The sequence below is a fragment of the Psychromonas sp. KJ10-10 genome (assembly GCF_047323245.1).
Lineage (GTDB): Bacteria > Pseudomonadota > Gammaproteobacteria > Enterobacterales > Psychromonadaceae > Psychromonas.
Genome location: NZ_CP178826.1, coordinates 1,360,798 through 1,375,880, shown reverse-complemented (window position 1 = coordinate 1,375,880; position 15,083 = coordinate 1,360,798). Strand labels below are relative to the sequence as shown.

Annotated in this window: 16 protein-coding genes; 4 read left to right on the top strand and 12 right to left on the bottom strand. The window is 37.9% G+C overall.

What is annotated here, in order from left to right; translation table 11 throughout:
• Window positions 1-18: 18 nt before the first annotated feature.
• The 3 genes from ACLKMH_RS07840 to ACLKMH_RS07830 all read right to left on the bottom strand — a co-directional run bounded on the left by ACLKMH_RS07840 (window position 19) and on the right by ACLKMH_RS07830 (window position 2,990).
• Entirely contained in the window at window positions 19-954 is a 936-nt protein-coding gene (locus ACLKMH_RS07840) for a TonB-dependent receptor domain-containing protein (protein ID WP_413701517.1), read from the bottom strand.
• Window positions 920-1,924, bottom strand: coding sequence for a TonB-dependent receptor plug domain-containing protein (locus tag ACLKMH_RS07835; RefSeq protein ID WP_413701516.1), 1,005 nt, complete (start codon window positions 1,922-1,924; stop codon window positions 920-922). The genes ACLKMH_RS07840 and ACLKMH_RS07835 overlap by 35 nt, the downstream gene beginning before the upstream one ends.
• A gap of 127 nt (window positions 1,925-2,051) precedes the next feature.
• Complete coding sequence (locus ACLKMH_RS07830; RefSeq protein ID WP_413701515.1) at window positions 2,052-2,990, bottom strand: LysR family transcriptional regulator; 939 nt, start codon at window positions 2,988-2,990, stop codon at window positions 2,052-2,054.
• A gap of 400 nt (window positions 2,991-3,390) precedes the next feature.
• Here ACLKMH_RS07830 and arfB point away from each other — a divergent pair, with 400 nt between their 5' ends.
• A complete protein-coding gene (gene arfB / locus ACLKMH_RS07825; protein WP_413701514.1) occupies window positions 3,391-3,822 on the top strand; it encodes an alternative ribosome rescue aminoacyl-tRNA hydrolase ArfB in 432 nt (143 codons plus the stop codon).
• A 102-nt stretch (window positions 3,823-3,924) separates the two neighbouring features.
• On the opposite strand, the gene ACLKMH_RS07820 is transcribed toward arfB, so the two are convergent.
• Window positions 3,925-4,545 (bottom strand): tRNA-uridine aminocarboxypropyltransferase, encoded by a 621-nt coding sequence (locus tag ACLKMH_RS07820; protein ID WP_413701513.1) that lies wholly within the window; start codon window positions 4,543-4,545, stop codon window positions 3,925-3,927.
• Window positions 4,546-4,585: 40 nt separating this feature from the next.
• Between ACLKMH_RS07820 and ACLKMH_RS07815 the strand changes: the two genes are divergently transcribed.
• Both ACLKMH_RS07815 and rrtA read left to right on the top strand, forming a co-directional pair.
• Window positions 4,586-4,864, top strand: a complete 279-nt coding sequence (locus ACLKMH_RS07815) for a rhomboid family intramembrane serine protease (protein WP_413701512.1) — start codon at window positions 4,586-4,588, stop codon at window positions 4,862-4,864.
• Window positions 4,861-5,148: a rhombosortase gene (gene rrtA, locus ACLKMH_RS07810; protein WP_413701511.1), complete on the top strand. Its 288-nt coding sequence runs from the start codon at window positions 4,861-4,863 to the stop codon at window positions 5,146-5,148. The genes ACLKMH_RS07815 and rrtA overlap by 4 nt, the downstream gene beginning before the upstream one ends.
• 98 nt (window positions 5,149-5,246) lie before the next feature.
• Here rrtA and ACLKMH_RS07805 read toward each other — a convergent pair whose 3' ends face one another.
• The 4 genes from ACLKMH_RS07805 to flgJ all read right to left on the bottom strand — a co-directional run bounded on the left by ACLKMH_RS07805 (window position 5,247) and on the right by flgJ (window position 9,962).
• Window positions 5,247-5,450, bottom strand: a complete 204-nt coding sequence (locus tag ACLKMH_RS07805) for a hypothetical protein (RefSeq protein ID WP_413701510.1) — start codon at window positions 5,448-5,450, stop codon at window positions 5,247-5,249.
• 1 nt (window position 5,451) lies between these two features.
• Window positions 5,452-6,672 carry a flagellar hook-associated protein FlgL gene (gene flgL, locus ACLKMH_RS07800; RefSeq protein ID WP_413701509.1) on the bottom strand — a complete coding sequence of 407 codons (1,221 nt, stop codon included), beginning with the start codon at window positions 6,670-6,672 and terminating at the stop codon, window positions 5,452-5,454.
• A gap of 220 nt (window positions 6,673-6,892) precedes the next feature.
• Window positions 6,893-8,911: a flagellar hook-associated protein FlgK gene (gene flgK / locus ACLKMH_RS07795; protein WP_413701508.1), complete on the bottom strand. Its 2,019-nt coding sequence runs from the start codon at window positions 8,909-8,911 to the stop codon at window positions 6,893-6,895.
• Complete coding sequence (flgJ, locus tag ACLKMH_RS07790) at window positions 8,904-9,962, bottom strand: flagellar assembly peptidoglycan hydrolase FlgJ (protein ID WP_413701507.1); 1,059 nt, start codon at window positions 9,960-9,962, stop codon at window positions 8,904-8,906. The genes flgK and flgJ overlap by 8 nt, the downstream gene beginning before the upstream one ends.
• Window positions 9,963-10,114: 152 nt before the next feature.
• On the opposite strand from flgJ, the gene ACLKMH_RS07785 reads away from it, so the two are divergent.
• Complete coding sequence (locus ACLKMH_RS07785; RefSeq protein ID WP_413701506.1) at window positions 10,115-11,467, top strand: Na+/H+ antiporter family protein; 1,353 nt, start codon at window positions 10,115-10,117, stop codon at window positions 11,465-11,467.
• A gap of 58 nt (window positions 11,468-11,525) precedes the next feature.
• On the opposite strand, the gene ACLKMH_RS07780 is transcribed toward ACLKMH_RS07785, so the two are convergent.
• Genes ACLKMH_RS07780 through ACLKMH_RS07765 form a run of 4 tightly spaced genes read right to left on the bottom strand, consistent with a single transcriptional unit; the run spans window position 11,526 to window position 14,926 of the window.
• On the bottom strand, window positions 11,526-12,626 hold the full coding sequence (locus ACLKMH_RS07780) for a flagellar basal body P-ring protein FlgI (protein ID WP_413701505.1): 1,101 nt from the start codon (window positions 12,624-12,626) through the stop codon (window positions 11,526-11,528).
• A 27-nt stretch (window positions 12,627-12,653) separates the two neighbouring features.
• Window positions 12,654-13,337, bottom strand: coding sequence for a flagellar basal body L-ring protein FlgH (flgH, locus tag ACLKMH_RS07775; RefSeq protein ID WP_413701504.1), 684 nt, complete (start codon window positions 13,335-13,337; stop codon window positions 12,654-12,656).
• Between the two features lie 11 nt (window positions 13,338-13,348).
• On the bottom strand, window positions 13,349-14,137 hold the full coding sequence (flgG, locus tag ACLKMH_RS07770; RefSeq protein WP_413701503.1) for a flagellar basal-body rod protein FlgG: 789 nt from the start codon (window positions 14,135-14,137) through the stop codon (window positions 13,349-13,351).
• A 42-nt stretch (window positions 14,138-14,179) separates the two neighbouring features.
• Window positions 14,180-14,926 carry a flagellar basal body rod protein FlgF gene (locus ACLKMH_RS07765; protein WP_413701502.1) on the bottom strand — a complete coding sequence of 249 codons (747 nt, stop codon included), beginning with the start codon at window positions 14,924-14,926 and terminating at the stop codon, window positions 14,180-14,182.
• Window positions 14,927-15,083 lie beyond the last annotated feature (157 nt).

Here is a 15,083-nt window from a genome sequence, read left to right as displayed (position 1 = left end):
TTATTGCTTCGCTTATCTTTAGAATGTAGCTTCAAAGGCGAGCCAATAGCGACGACCATCTTCTACATAGTTGTACTCTGCATAGCTCGTTTCTCGGTCAAATAAATTATAAACAGCGACCATTAACTTAATATTCTTGCTAACCTGCCAATGACCACCAAAGTCTACATAGGTTATCGAAGGCGCTAAATTATTTCTTGAACTCACTGTGGTCGTGTCGTTATCTTCACTACGATAAGAAGTACGAAGCCAAGAGCTTACATCATCACTCATCACCCAGTTGGCATTGGCAGATACAAGGTGCTCAGGCATTTGCGTTAAAGGTTGACCTTTATCATCGCCAGACATTTTCTCACTGTAGGCATAGGTATAGGTTGCAGATAGGCTGACACCCTCAATAATATCTTTTGATACAGATACTTCACTACCATAAGTAATGGCATCTTCAATATTCACATAACTTGAATCACAATATCGAGCACTACAATCTGAATCAATATCCGTCGTATCAATTTTATCTTTAAAGTCACTGTAGAATAAGGTTACACTTGCCATCAGGCTATCGTGGCCAACAAAGTGAGTACCTAACTCAACATTAACCGAAGTTTCAGCTTTTAAATCAGCATTACCGTAAATATCACAATTGCCATTACAGCTTTCTTGAACCCAATCTTGTTCCATTTCCGTTAGACTTGGTGCACGATAACCCGTTGAAACGCCACCTTTTATTGTCCAGTTATTATCCACAGTCCAAACACCATATAAACGCGGACTAAATGCTGAATCAAATTTCTCATTATTGTCATAACGAAGGCCAGCTGTCAGAGCAAAGGAGTCAGTTATATACCACTCATTTTCAGCGAAAATAGACCACTGATGATTTGTAAATATATAATCAGAATTATCCAATTCTTGATGCTCAAAGGCGACGACCAAAAGTGAGGTAATTTTCATCAAAAGGCAACGACCATTGGCTATTTAAATTGCTATTTACAACTTCTAACTCTCCCCCAATATTATCCACAGTTTCTTGGCTAATATAAGAAGAGGTATCACCCCAGCTATAATTTCCGGAATGTGCTAAACCAAATGAATTACGTTGATTATTAGTTTCTGAAGTTTTGCTTCTTGATTTTCCTTCGGTGTTCACTCGTTCTTGTTCATGATAAGTATAATCAAAGGTATAAGAGTTATTAGTCGTCGGTGTTAAATAGATAGAACCTCTATAATTACTTAATGTTTTTCCTCCATTAGCATATAGGATGTCATCTTCGATACGCTCTTGATACATACTTGTAAAAGAGGCGCTCAGTAAACCATCAATTAAAGGTCCTGCTGTATGCAACTCACCTTGGTAGAAGTTACCTGAATCACTGTCTTCTTGTATAATGGTTTCACCTCGAAGACTACCATGCCACTGCTCGTGATCCTTACGGGTAATAACATTAATCACACCACCAATCGCATCAGAACCATACAGCGTTGACATAGGCCCTCTTACTACTTCAATTCGTTCAATAGCCTTGATAGACGGCAACCAATCTTGTTCATAACCACCACTGCTACTCACCTGCGTTTCTCGGCCAGATTGTTTACGTCCATCAACAAGAATCAATGTATATTCTGAGGGCATACCACGCAGTGAAATATCTTGACGAGAGCCACCACTTGTTATGATAACGCCGGGCAAATCACTTAATGCATCGGCTAAATCTTTATAAGAACGACTTTCTATTTGAGCTCGATCGATAACACTAATTGAGGCAGGAGCTTCAATCATCGTCTGTTCATAACCAGTGGCAGTCACCACCATTGTTTCCAAATTTTCCGAGGCTGTCTCAGCTTGAACTTGTGTTGATAATATAATGCTTAATCCACTTACTAAAATGGATATAGGGCGACAAATAAAAAGGATAGGTGGCATAGTTATTATACTCTGTTATTAATTGATAGTAATTATCACTTAACCACGTAATGATAATCACTATCAACTTAAACCGTATTCAACTATGTAAACATGACTATCCTAATACTGCATATACTTTATTTTTTTATGCAGTAACTTGTTTTTCTAAATACAACTCTTTAAAAATAGAACGGATCCACTCACACATTGGATCATCGTGAAAGCGCTTATGCCAATATAGATAAATCATTTGAAAATCCAATCGTAACTCCTTAGGCACATCCTTCACAATTAACCTTTCATCTCGACAAGCTTCATTCGCATAAGTGCTTGGCAGGTGGAAGATAATATCGCTAGTTGCGGCAATATTTGGCGCTGAACTAAAGTTGCTTAATTGAACGGGAATAGACAAACGGTTCTTCTTATCAACTAGGCCAAGCTCTATGAACTTATGTTCAAATGATAAAGTTCTTTCTCCCTGAAGAGATATTTGCCCAAAATTACAATTAACTAGTGCCTCTGCAGAGAGTGTTTTATTAGCCATTGGGTTTTCACGGTTCATCAATAATTTAAAGTCGCGACTTGCTATCGCCATTTGATACAAACTCTGATCAGAATAGGTAGGTTGATGGGAAGACAAGACAAAATGAACATCTCCTGATATAAGCGCTTCAAAATGGCGTCGCGCCGTTGTATCAAGACTCACAGTCATCAATGGAGCATGGTGTCGAATATAATTAATGACTTTTGGCATCAGCGCATTAATTTGAGGCTGAAGGCCAAAAAAGCGCACCGTACTAGCATTAGTCTCTGCTTTGAATGATTGTTTATGCACCAATACTTCTAAACTTGTTATAACTAAATTTAAATCATGTTTAATAGTTTCTGCTTTTGGTGTTAGCTCATATCCCGAATTGATTCTCACCAATAATTCATCTTCAAATACAGTTCGCATTTTTTGTAACGCTCGGCTAACAGATGATTGGCTAATATTCATACAATGTGCAGTATTAGAAACATGCTTTTCTTCAAGCAAATGTTTCAGGATAAATAATGAATTAATATCAATTTGGGATACGTCCATATTTTTCACTCTATAAGTAAATTAACAATCGAGGTAGTGGGCGATATTAGCAAAAGCCTACCTACTGTTCCTTATTTTTAAGAAGAAATCGTCAGCAAACCTTGCCCTTCGGGTTAACCACAAAACATTATGCTTTTGCCCTTTTGACTAGGTCAAACAGTACACAATGTAAAGACAAAAGATGTTTTGCTTTTTGTTGGAAAAATTCGCTTAGATGACTAGGCGTCACATTGCCCGCCTCGATCAAACGCCATGTGGTGAACAAAGTTTAAACGGCAAAGATCAACACCCCTTAGTATATCCAAGGCAGTTTATTTGCTATTCTTAGCTCAATGGCACTCGGTAGATAATAGAGTAACAAACATCAGTGCAAACGACTTCTGAATCAATAGGTATCACCATGCTCGATATTTCAAATGCTATAACCATTGCCGATTGGGAGATTGAACTTAATGCAATCAGATCCGCTGGTAATGGCGGACAAAATGTTAATAAAGTGGCAACTGCTATTCACCTTCGTTTTGATATCAAGCGTTCATCTTTACCCGCTTTCTACAAAGAAAAGCTACTTAAGCTTTCTGATAGCCGAATCACCTCCGAAGGTATAATCATCATCAAATCACAACAATTTAGAACTCAGTTGCAAAACAAAGAAGCGGCTTTAGAACGCTTAAAGGAACTAATTCTATCAGCAATAGTTGTCAGAAAAGCGAGAAGAGCAACGAAACCAACCAAGGGCTCACAACGTCGTCGAGTGGATAGTAAAACGAAACGTGGTAGTACCAAAGTATTAAGAAAAAAGTGGATTTTTAGTAAAGAGAAAATAACGTAGTTTAACTGTGTTTAAGTGAACGCCCCTCTTACTTCCATCAAATTAGGGAAAGCCATATTAAGACCAGATTATGTACAAAGCTTTGCACTATCATATGACCTTTCATTTTTGTAAATAATTTTTTTGATATATTCCAGCAGGCATCTGAGCAATTTGATAATCAATCATAAACTCAAAACTCTTTAATAAAGGTTCAAATTTTTCAGTATTTTCTTCCAACTGAGACAATAAATAATAACCAGCTTCAACTGTTGAAAAACCATCTGCTCGAGGAGACTTACGAATGCGATAGTTACTTTTTTCATCAGCAAGAATGGATACCTTCGGCAAGTTTTGCAAAAAAGGATTACTCATTAATAACTTATAAGCTTTTTTCCAACTACCATCGAGTAAAACAAATTGACTATTAGGGTTTAAAACCTCTGATTTTGCCAAGCTTTGTGCATCTAGCGCATCATCCCCAGGAAATAATAAGTAACTATTATTAAGATCAAAATCCTGCTCATTAAACTTTTCACCAACAGTCAGTTGCACATTAGTTAAAGAGAGCTTTAAAATGCGGGCAGTGCCTAATGCTTTCTTTTCTTCACTTGGATCTTGTAATATATGTAAGTGATAGATATTGCTGATTGATTGAATGGTCTTACAAATACAGGCCGAGCTTGCTTTTAAACAACGATTACAACGTGCTCTTTTTGTCACCGCTTCAGATATTATTGTCACGATTAAATACCTTAAATAGACACTTTAAAAAAGGAAGTGCATGCTTTCACTGTTAATTGAAACGATGCTATTAATAATAATAACATTGTTAGTCTACTTTTTTGAGCCACAAAGTAGTGAATTACTCGCATATTACCACACTGGAATTGAGCAGTTGCAATTTTGGCGCTTAATAACGGCCACTTTTTGCCACACTAACTTTTATCACCTTGCCATGAATTTACTCGGCTTAGTGGTCACTTTAGTATTATTTATAGATACCTTTAAAAAACAATCACCGCTACCTGTGATTTTTTTAGTAGCGTCTTTATTGCTTTGACTCTTTTTTACCTTGAACCAGAGATTATTTGGTATGTGGGGTTTTCGGGAGTATTACATGCATTATTTAGCTATGCAGTCGCGCATGATGTTCAACAAAAAAGTAAATGGGGAGCTATTTTAGGCATCGCACTTATTATAAAAATACTATACGAACAAGTTTATGGGGCACAGCAAAGCACTATTGAATTAATCGACGCACCGGTTTTAGTTAATGCGCATTTATACGGTGCTATTGCAGGTATTGTATTCTATTGTTTAAAACCTTTTCCAGCCTCAAAGTAATATCTCAAATAAAAAAGGATTAATCTAAAACTAAATTAAGTTAAATAAACTTAAGGACTGAAGCTGAATAAAGGTTTGTTGTGAAACTTCTAATTGACTCATTTGTAACTGGAATTCACTGATAGCGCGACCATATCTAAGTCTTCTAGGTTTGATAACGTCTTTTGGTTTGTTAAGTTAAAGTCGAGCGTTGATTCACGTTGGTTATCAATAGTACGCATGCGCGAACCTAATGCCGTATGGATACTAGTAACATTACTCATGGCATTATCAATCTGTGACAGTGACATTTCTAGTTTCATTTCATCGCTGCGCTTTAGCGACATCATCATCACCGGGGACTCTTAATGAATCAATGGTATCTTGAATGGTTGAAAAAACAGATTTTTCACCACTTTGCGTCAATGTAAAGCTATCTCCAGTTTCAACATTTCCTCGCACTCCAGTTTTAATACCATTAAATTCTATTGACTGCCCTTCGACATACAAGGTCGGTTCCACATATTTTATCATCGAATAAGTATCGTCAGCATTTGGCACACCATCAACTTCAAGGCTAACGCCGTTAATTGTTAATTCCTGCATGTCAGTATTACTACTGTCATAAATTGTAGGTAAAGAAGACACGCCGTTTACTTGAATTTCAAACTCATTAGCATTCGCAGTTGCAATAAATTGAATATCAACAGAACTCCCGGTTTCTGGATATAGTCCTGTAATAGGTGAAGATGCATCGTCTACCTGAGAAATTTTTACATTTGCATTACCTGTTGCGCTTTCGTCATCTAGACCATAAACAGAATACTCAACATCAGCCCCCGCGCTGGGCTCTGCAAACACAATGGCATAATCTTGATCGACAAAATCTCTTGTCGCATTTTTATCAATAACAGAAGCTGAACTAACCACACCTGAACCGGTATTATTAACACTGCCTTCGGAAACAAAAGTCCCATTTCCCTCTGAAATATTTTCAAATACCGAGGCACCTGAATCATATCCCTGTACTAATACTCCTGGGCCCACTTTATAAAAGCTACTTCCATCATCACCTTCATATTCCACAAGGCCAAATTCATCTTTTTGAAAAGGTTTTGTATCAACCTCATAGCCCGCAAAAATATACTGACTATTACCATCTTTAGTATTTGCAACCCCAACCAGCTCATCAAGCAACCCCTCTAACTCTTCGGCAATCACTTCTCTATTTTCAGCACTATAGGTATCATTACCCGCAGTCACGGTTAACTCACGAACGCGCTGTAAAATATTAGTCACCTGTGTTAAAGCGGTATCTTCAAGAGCATTAGCCCCTTCAGCCATATCTGCATTCTGAAGATTTTGCTCTCCTACACTTAATTCTTGCTTTAAACGCTGAATCGTTGAAATAGCCACAGCATCATCAGAACCGTACATAACACGCTTCTGCGTAGATAAGTGCATATTTTGCTGACTTAATGTACTTTGATTATCCAACATATTATTAAGATTACGTTGATAAAACATTTGGGTAGAAATACGCATAATTGTCTCTCTTTCATACTATTTAAGCGAATGGCCTATTACATTTAAATAAATGCAAAAATCATTCCAAAAAATATTTCGTATGGGTCAAGAATTAGATAGGGATGTTGGTGCTTATATTTAGAAAGGGAATTAAGCTAGCAAAATCTACCCGCTAAAAAGAGTAGATTTATTTTTCTTTAGCGAGACATACTTTGCTAACAAAGATTACCAATCAAGTTTATCGCGCGACTTGTAAAATAGTGTCAAACAGTTCAGATGCCACAGAAATGACACGAGTCGCCACGCTATAGTGTTGTTGAAATTGTAATAAATTTGCGACTTCTTCATCCATGTTTACACCGCTCAAGGCTTGAATACGATCATATGATTGGCTTTGAAGAATAGTCGCAGATTGCATTGAAATATCTGCATTGGCGGTTTTTGCACCTACCTCTGATAACATGCCATTATAAACATCAGCAAAGGTAGCTTTATTATTATTCATAATTTTCTGAGTTTGCAAATCTGCCATTTTCATTATATTACGATTATCGCCATCACCGGTTTCATTATAATTTAGCGTAAATGTGTCGTTAGTAGCCAAAGAACCAGAAATCATTTCAACTTCCACACCAGCAAAGGCAAAAGTTGCTTTTCCAGTTAATAAATCAGGCGTTGTTGTTCCACTTAAAGATGAAATAGCAGTGCCATTTGTATCTAATACATCATAGGAAACTTCGCCCGTTGTGGCATCAATAGCGGTAATATTAATCGTCACAAAGAGGTTATCTTCTCCCAAGTCAAGTGTATTGCCCAATATCGAGTTAGTACGTAAAACAGCAGTACCTGTATTATCAGAGCTTGCTACTGTTTTTATTTCAGAATCAGCGGTGACCACTTTTGCGACATCTTTATGTTGTAATGTTACCTCTTGAGCGGCTAATCGTGTTGGTCTTAAAGTGAACTCTTTCCCTGCACTCAAAGAGGTAATCGAATCTATACCGACACTTATCCCTGAGTTAGGAATTTCTAGACGCTGTGATACAGACATATCAACGGTTGAAGTACTTGTTTCACCCGTTGTGCGATTAGTCGAGGTAAAGGTAATAGTTTCAGGGGAACTCGCCGTAGCGACCTGATAATCATCAACCACTAAATCAAATTCATCAGCGGTTAAACTACTTAAGTCATCAATACGAACAGTTAACAGTGCCTCTCCCAGACCATCATTATGAGCTAACACACGACTTTCCATTGAGTCCTGAGAATTCACATCATTAAACAGGTCTGTACCGATTTCTCCCTCAAGAGTCAGCCCCTCTTTTTGTTGTTCATTAATAGAGTGCGTCAAACCGATGACATTTTGACCTATCTGATTAAAAGCACGTTCTAAATCATTATTACGCGTTTCAAACAGGGCAGATAATTTACCACCTAAACGTTCACCGTTAATTAATGATATGTGATCACCGTTAGTTAACGCTAACTCTTTGCGAGCGGGGTCTGGATCTCCATTAACTGTGGTTAAGGTTAATACATCACTGCCCATAACTAATGCTTGTCCGCTACCGATATAAACATTCATCATGCCGTTATCGGTAGTAACAGCAGATACATCTACAAACTCACTTAGCTCATTAATAGCTTTATCACGTTGGTCAAATAAATCATTGGTATTACTTGCATTACCGCTACCGAGTAGTGATGATATTTGTTGGTTTAAAGAAGAAATATTGTCTGCTAATTGATTAATGGTTTGTGCCGAATTAACAATATCGTTATTGATATTACTATATTGGATCTCTAGATTTTCATACAAACGATTATATTGACTGACCATATTACCCGCAGATTCTAAAAACACGGTTCTAGATTCCAACATATTAGGATTATCAGCAACACCAGAGATTGATTCAAAGACTTCTAAAACAGGTTGTGTTATTGAAGTACTTTCATCGGAAAGTAACATATCCATCTGATTATTTTGTTCATAAGTTTCTGTTGCGTAACCAAGGTTAGAGGTATTTAAGTTATTTTCTGTAAACGCAAACTGATCATAGGCTCGCTCAACTCCAGCGACAATAGAACCTGTACCAATAAAATAATCACCATAACGCTCTGCACCAGCCGTTTCTGAGACCACAGACTGACGAGAATAACCTTCAGTACTAATATTGGCAATATTGTGGCTGGTTGTGCTTAGTTTTGCTTGAGACGAGTAAATACCCGATAAACCAATTTGAAATAGATCAGCCATTTGATTCCCCTTGCGCAATAGTCGCTTTAAATGTTTCGTTATTCATGATTTGTTTTATTTTCTCTGCATACTTTGGATCCGTTGCATAACCTGCTTTTTGTAATTCTTCAACATAACGATCGGCATTTGTCCCTTGCTGTAAGGCTTCTTTGTAACGCTGGTTATTGTTCATAAATTGTTCATAATCATTAAAGCTTTGTGAGTAACCATCATAACGTCTGAAATCCGAACGACGCCGCACGCCGACACCATTTTCAACTTCAAGGCTATTTTTAGAAACCTTATCGCCCTGCCAACCTCTATGAGCTTTAATATTAAATAGGTTGAAACTACTTTGATTATCAGCACCGTTTATTATTTTTTTGCCCCATCCAGTTTCCAACGCCGATTGCGCAATTAACGCGACAGGTGAAATACCCAGTGTTTTTGCCACTTTTTTGGCATAGGGCATTAAAGTGTCAATAAAAGACTTTTGATCTGTGAAAGGTTTACTTTCATTATTAATAACTTTTTTATTGTTTGACTCGCTAGTAATAAGCATTTTTTCGCTATCTTGGGTGCTATTATGGCTATTACTTGTGACCTGAGGTTGAGCAAAAGACATCATCGATGCAGGGGTTTGATCTGGCTTATTAAAATCAATTTCTGGCAATGCTTTATTAATATCCAACATCTGAGAAGCATTACTATTTGGCATGCTAAGTTGATCTTGATCGATAGCATCCGGGCGTGCAATAGACATAGGGTCTAACTGCCTCACTAAGGCGTCAGCTAGGCCAAGTGAGCCATGTCGACTGATGTCTAGAGCAAGTTGCTTGTCTTGCATATCAGTATAAAATTTTGTGTTTTTATTATTAAATGGGCTATCTGTTTCAAATGCTTCATTTGCTTGACGCATCGACTTAATCAACATAGAGGCAAACATTGACTCAAATTGATTAGCCACTTCACGGATCGATTCTTTACTATTAGCCTGCGCCTTTTGACGCAACTGATCTAACCCCTGTAGATCAAAGTAATTACTCGATTCTGTTACCGCATTATTCGCCATAATTAGCCCCATTTTCGCCATTCTTTTGCGCTTTATCTAAGCAAAGCAATAATGATGCCATAATGATTTAAGAATGATGAAAACTAATTGTTTTTTGCATTGATATACAAACTTAGTATCGTAGAATGCCCCTTTAAAATTTATGGGAAATAATGAATATGAATCCAGTTTTACTCGCAGTCTGTTTGATGCTTATTTTGTCTTTGATGCGCATTAATGTTGTTATCGCATTAACACTTAGCGCCCTTGTTGGCGGATTAAGTTCGGGGCTATCTATAGCTGACACTGTAAGCGCTTTCGAAAGTGGCCTTGGTGGTGGTGCAACAATTGCACTTAGTTATGCAATGCTTGGCGCTTTTGCCGTTGCTATATCTAAGTCAGGTATTACTGATTTATTAGCGCAAACAGTTATTAAGCGCTTACACGGTCATCACCCTGATAACCTATCTATAGCAATAAAATATGCTGTATTAACAAGTATTTTATTAATTGCTGTTTCTTCACAAAATATTATTCCTGTGCATATTGCTTTTATACCTATCCTCATTCCACCATTACTCAGTGTTTTTGCCAAATTGCGTATTGATAGACGTTTAGTTGCCTGTGTATTGGCCTTTGGTTTAATCACTCCATACATGGTGTTGCCAGTTGGTTTTGGTGGTATTTTTTTACATAACATTTTACTGAAAAACTTACATGCTAATGGACTTGAAGCAACAGCGGCAAAGGTGCCAACCGCGATGATATTACCCGCACTTGGCATGGTAACTGGATTATTAATTGCAGTATTTTTAGTTATCGTAAACCGCGTGACTACAGCAGTGATGATACAAATGATAAAACAGTCAGTCGCAACAACAGAAACAGCTTCAACTATTACACAGGTTAATAAACGTCATATTGTGGTAGCAAGTATTGCTATTCTGACGACCCTAAGCGCACAACTCTATTCTGGATCTATGATTATTGGTGCCTTGGCAGGTTTTGTTGTTTTTACTGTCGGTGGTGTTATTGCTTGGAAAGAAACACAGGATGTCTTTACTAAAGGCGTTCATATGATGGCGATGATTGGCTTTATTATGGTCACAGCGGCCGGTTTTGCGGCTGTCATGAAAGCAACAGGTGGCGTTGAAACATTAGTTGCTTATTTGAGTGATAGTATCGGCAATAACAAAGCATTAGTTGCATTATTAATGTTAATCATTGGTTTATTGGTGACTATGGGCATTGGCTCATCATTTTCAACCATTCCAATTATTGCCACTATTTATGTTCCATTAGCGATAGCCTTTGGTTTTTCCCCTATGGCAACTATTGCCTTAGTTGGCACAGCTGTCGCTTTGGGTGATGCCGGCTCTCCAGCCTCGGATTCTACTTTAGGGCCAACATCAGGACTTAACAGTGATGGGAAACATGAGCATATTTGGGAAACGGTAGTACCAACTTTTATTCATTACAATCTACCATTGATCGCATTTGGTTGGATTGCGGCAATGACGTTGTAATAAATTAAAAGCTTGAAGGCTGTAAGGCTATAAGCATTACAGCCTTACAGCCTAAATATTAAATAATAATCAATTCACCTTCTAGCGCACCTGCTTGTTTTAATGCTTCGAGTATTGCCATTAAATCACCAGGGGCAAGACCAACCTCGTTTACGGCACGTACTAAGTCATTTAAGTTAACACCCGTATCAAATCTGAACATACGGCTATCTTCTTGGGTAACATTAATCGTACTATTTTCAATAGGTTCTGTTGTACCTTCTGCAAAAGGATTCGGCTGTGAAACATTTGGATTCTCTGTCACCGTAACACTAATTCCACCATGTGTTATTGCTGTTGGTAATAACTTCACATCTTGACCTACAACAATAGTCCCCGTACGTGAGTTAACTATAATCTTGGCACCGCTACGCGCAGGCTCAAAGGTAAGGTTCTCCAGGGTCGCAAGATAAGATACTCGTTGCGATATTTGTCGAGGAGCAAGTACTCTCACAGAAGTTGCATCAACTAAAGACGCAGTATTTGGACCAACTAGATTATTAATCGTATCAGCTAAGCGTTTAGCAGTCGTAAAATCTGATTGATGTAGGTTAAAAGTAATACTATCACCCAAAGAAAATGGTGATACGATTTCTCTTTCAACAATAGCTCCATTGGAAATACGACCAACAGTGGGTGTATTAATCACCACTTTTGAGCCGTCTGCGCCCTCTGCACCTAATCCACCAACCACTAAACTGCCTTGTGCTAAGGCATAAACGTTACCATCAACCCCTTTTAAGAATGTTTGTAATAATTCACCACCACGTAGGCTTTTAGCTTGACCAATAGCTGACACTGTTATGTCAATTTTCTGGCCTCGTTTTGCAAAGGCCTTTAACTCTGCGGTGATAGCTACGGGAGCAACGTTTTTAATTTTTAATGTTTCACCAGAAGGAATATTAATACCAAAGTTCCGAAGCATAGTAGAGAAGGCTTGTTCAGTGAATTTACTACTGCTTTCGCCAGTCCCCGGTAAACCAACCACTAATCCGTAGCCCACTAATTGGTTACTACGAACTCCTTGTACACTGGCGACATCTTTAATACGAGCACCAAAGGCACTAATAGAAAAAGAAACAATTAATAAACTCGCTAATGCTTTTTTAAATAAACTCATGCGCTACTCCTTAGGATAATTTAACGCTTAAATAGGCCAGAAAGGACCATTAAAGAATGATGATAACCATCCCTGTCTCTGCGTATTAGCAAAGTCCCCTGTACCACCATATTCAATACGCGCATTGGCAACTCGCATTGATGAAACCGAATTATCAGAACTAACATCTTCAGAACGAATAACACCTTTAATACGTACATATTCATCGCCATTATTAAGCATTAACCACTTTTCGCCTCGGATGACTAAGTTGCCATTACTTAAAACTCTAACCACATTCACGGTAATGCTACCCTGTAAACTATTACTTTGGTCAGCATCAGCATCACCAGTAAAGGCACTATCTTGACTTAAACCAACTCCCAGCCCTGAAACAGCTAGCGGGATAGTACCACTTCCGGGTAATGTCATTGGGTCAAGATTTAAATCATAACTATTTGATTTAGCTCGACTAGTACCTGCAGTTTTATTAGCAGAAGTGGACTCTTGCAAATAAACCGTAATGATGTCACCAATACGATGTGCTTTTTTATCGGAATATAAGTTATTAGAATAGTTTACTTGGAATAATGATCCTGTATTTACCACATCGACGCTTGGTTCAATCGGTTCTACAGGTGCATATTCAGGATCATTTCTGACCTCTTCATTGGGTAATGAAGTACAACCAGCTAAGACCGATAAGCTTAATAGTAAAGTGAGTTTAATCATAAATCCCCCTATTATAATTGTTGGCTTACGTATGAAAGCATCTCATCCACCGCAGAGATAACCTTAGAGTTCATCTCATAAACGCGCTGACTTTCAATAAGGTTAACCAATTCTTCAGTAACATTTACATTAGATGTTTCCAGCATGCCTTGACGTACAAAACCCATGCCATCTGCACCAGGTACACCTTGAATAGCGACCCCACTGGCTCCTGTTTCAGAGTAAAGATTTTCTCCTAATGGCTCTAAACCCGATGGATTAATAAAACCATTAACATTGAGCTGACCGACAACTTGGTTCTCAGCTTGCCCTGCAATTCGTACTGATACCTCACCTTCGGCACCAACACTAATAGACTCAGCATCATTTGGAATTTGAATTTGTGGTAATAATGGATACCCAGAACCAGGAGTAACGATGATCCCCTCTTCATTCAATTGAAATTGTCCATTACGTGTATATGAAGAGCTACCATCTGGCATTTCAATTTCAAAAAAACCATCGCCATCTATCATAATATCCAAAGAGTTATTAGTGGTCAGCACGTTACCTTGGTCAAAGTCTTTTTGCACTGCAACCACTTTTGCACCGGAACCAATCATTAACCCCGATGGTAATTTAGAGTTTTGAGTCGCATTTGCACCCGGTTGATTAATGTTTTGATACAATAAATCTTCAAAAATCGCTCGACTCTTTTTAAAACCTACTGTGCTCGCATTCGCTAGGTTATTAGAAATAGTGGATACATTTGTTTGTTGGGCATCTAACCCAGTTTTACTTATCCATAAAGCGGGATGCATAAACTTCTCCTTAAACTGTTTAAAACTAAAAAGTAACCTTGCTTACACAACACGCAATAGTGACTCTGAGCTTTCATCTATTTCTTCAGCCTTTTTCATCATTTTTATCTGCATTTCAAAATGGCGTTGCAAATTAATTAAACTGGTTAACTCACTACTTAAATTGACATTTGAGGCTTCTAAAGTGCCATTAAGTATACGAACATCGGGGTCAAACTCGGCATCTTGACCATCTATTCGTCTAAATAGACCATCTTCACCACGCATCAAATCTTTGACATCTGGATTAACCAATTTCAACTGAGCAACATCTTCTAACCCATCCGCAGGGGCACCTGCTGGTCGAATTTCTAATACACCATCTTGGCGAATATTAAATTTTTCTACCGGTAACTGGACAAAAATTTCCAACCCTCGATCATCAAGTACTTCACTGCCATTACTATCAACCAAGAAACCATCTGGATTAATATTCAAGCCACCAGCACGGGTCAAGCCTTCACCACCTAATTCAGATTTAACAACAAACCAGCCCTCACCTTTCACTGATATATCAAGGTTACGTCCAGTCGTTTTTAAAATTCCACTTTCAAAATTTTGACCAGGTTCTTCAGTGACAGCAAAAACCCGTGACGGTTGACCTGGACCATATACCTGCATGCTTCGAGCTTGCTCAAAACTTGCTTTAAAAGCTGTTTTATTGGCATTAGCCAGATTATTTGAATGAATAGCTAAAGCATTCATATTTTCTTTAGCACCTGACATTGAGATATAAAGAAGCTTATCCATATTCATTCCTTAATCGGCTAAACCGATACGCTGACATTATTAACTAATACTTAAACTGTTATTTAAAAGAAATGCAAAAGGTGTGCCAATAGAATTTAATAATCACTAGAAACAAAAACGCACCTAAAAAGGTGCGTTTTAACATTAACTTATAAAA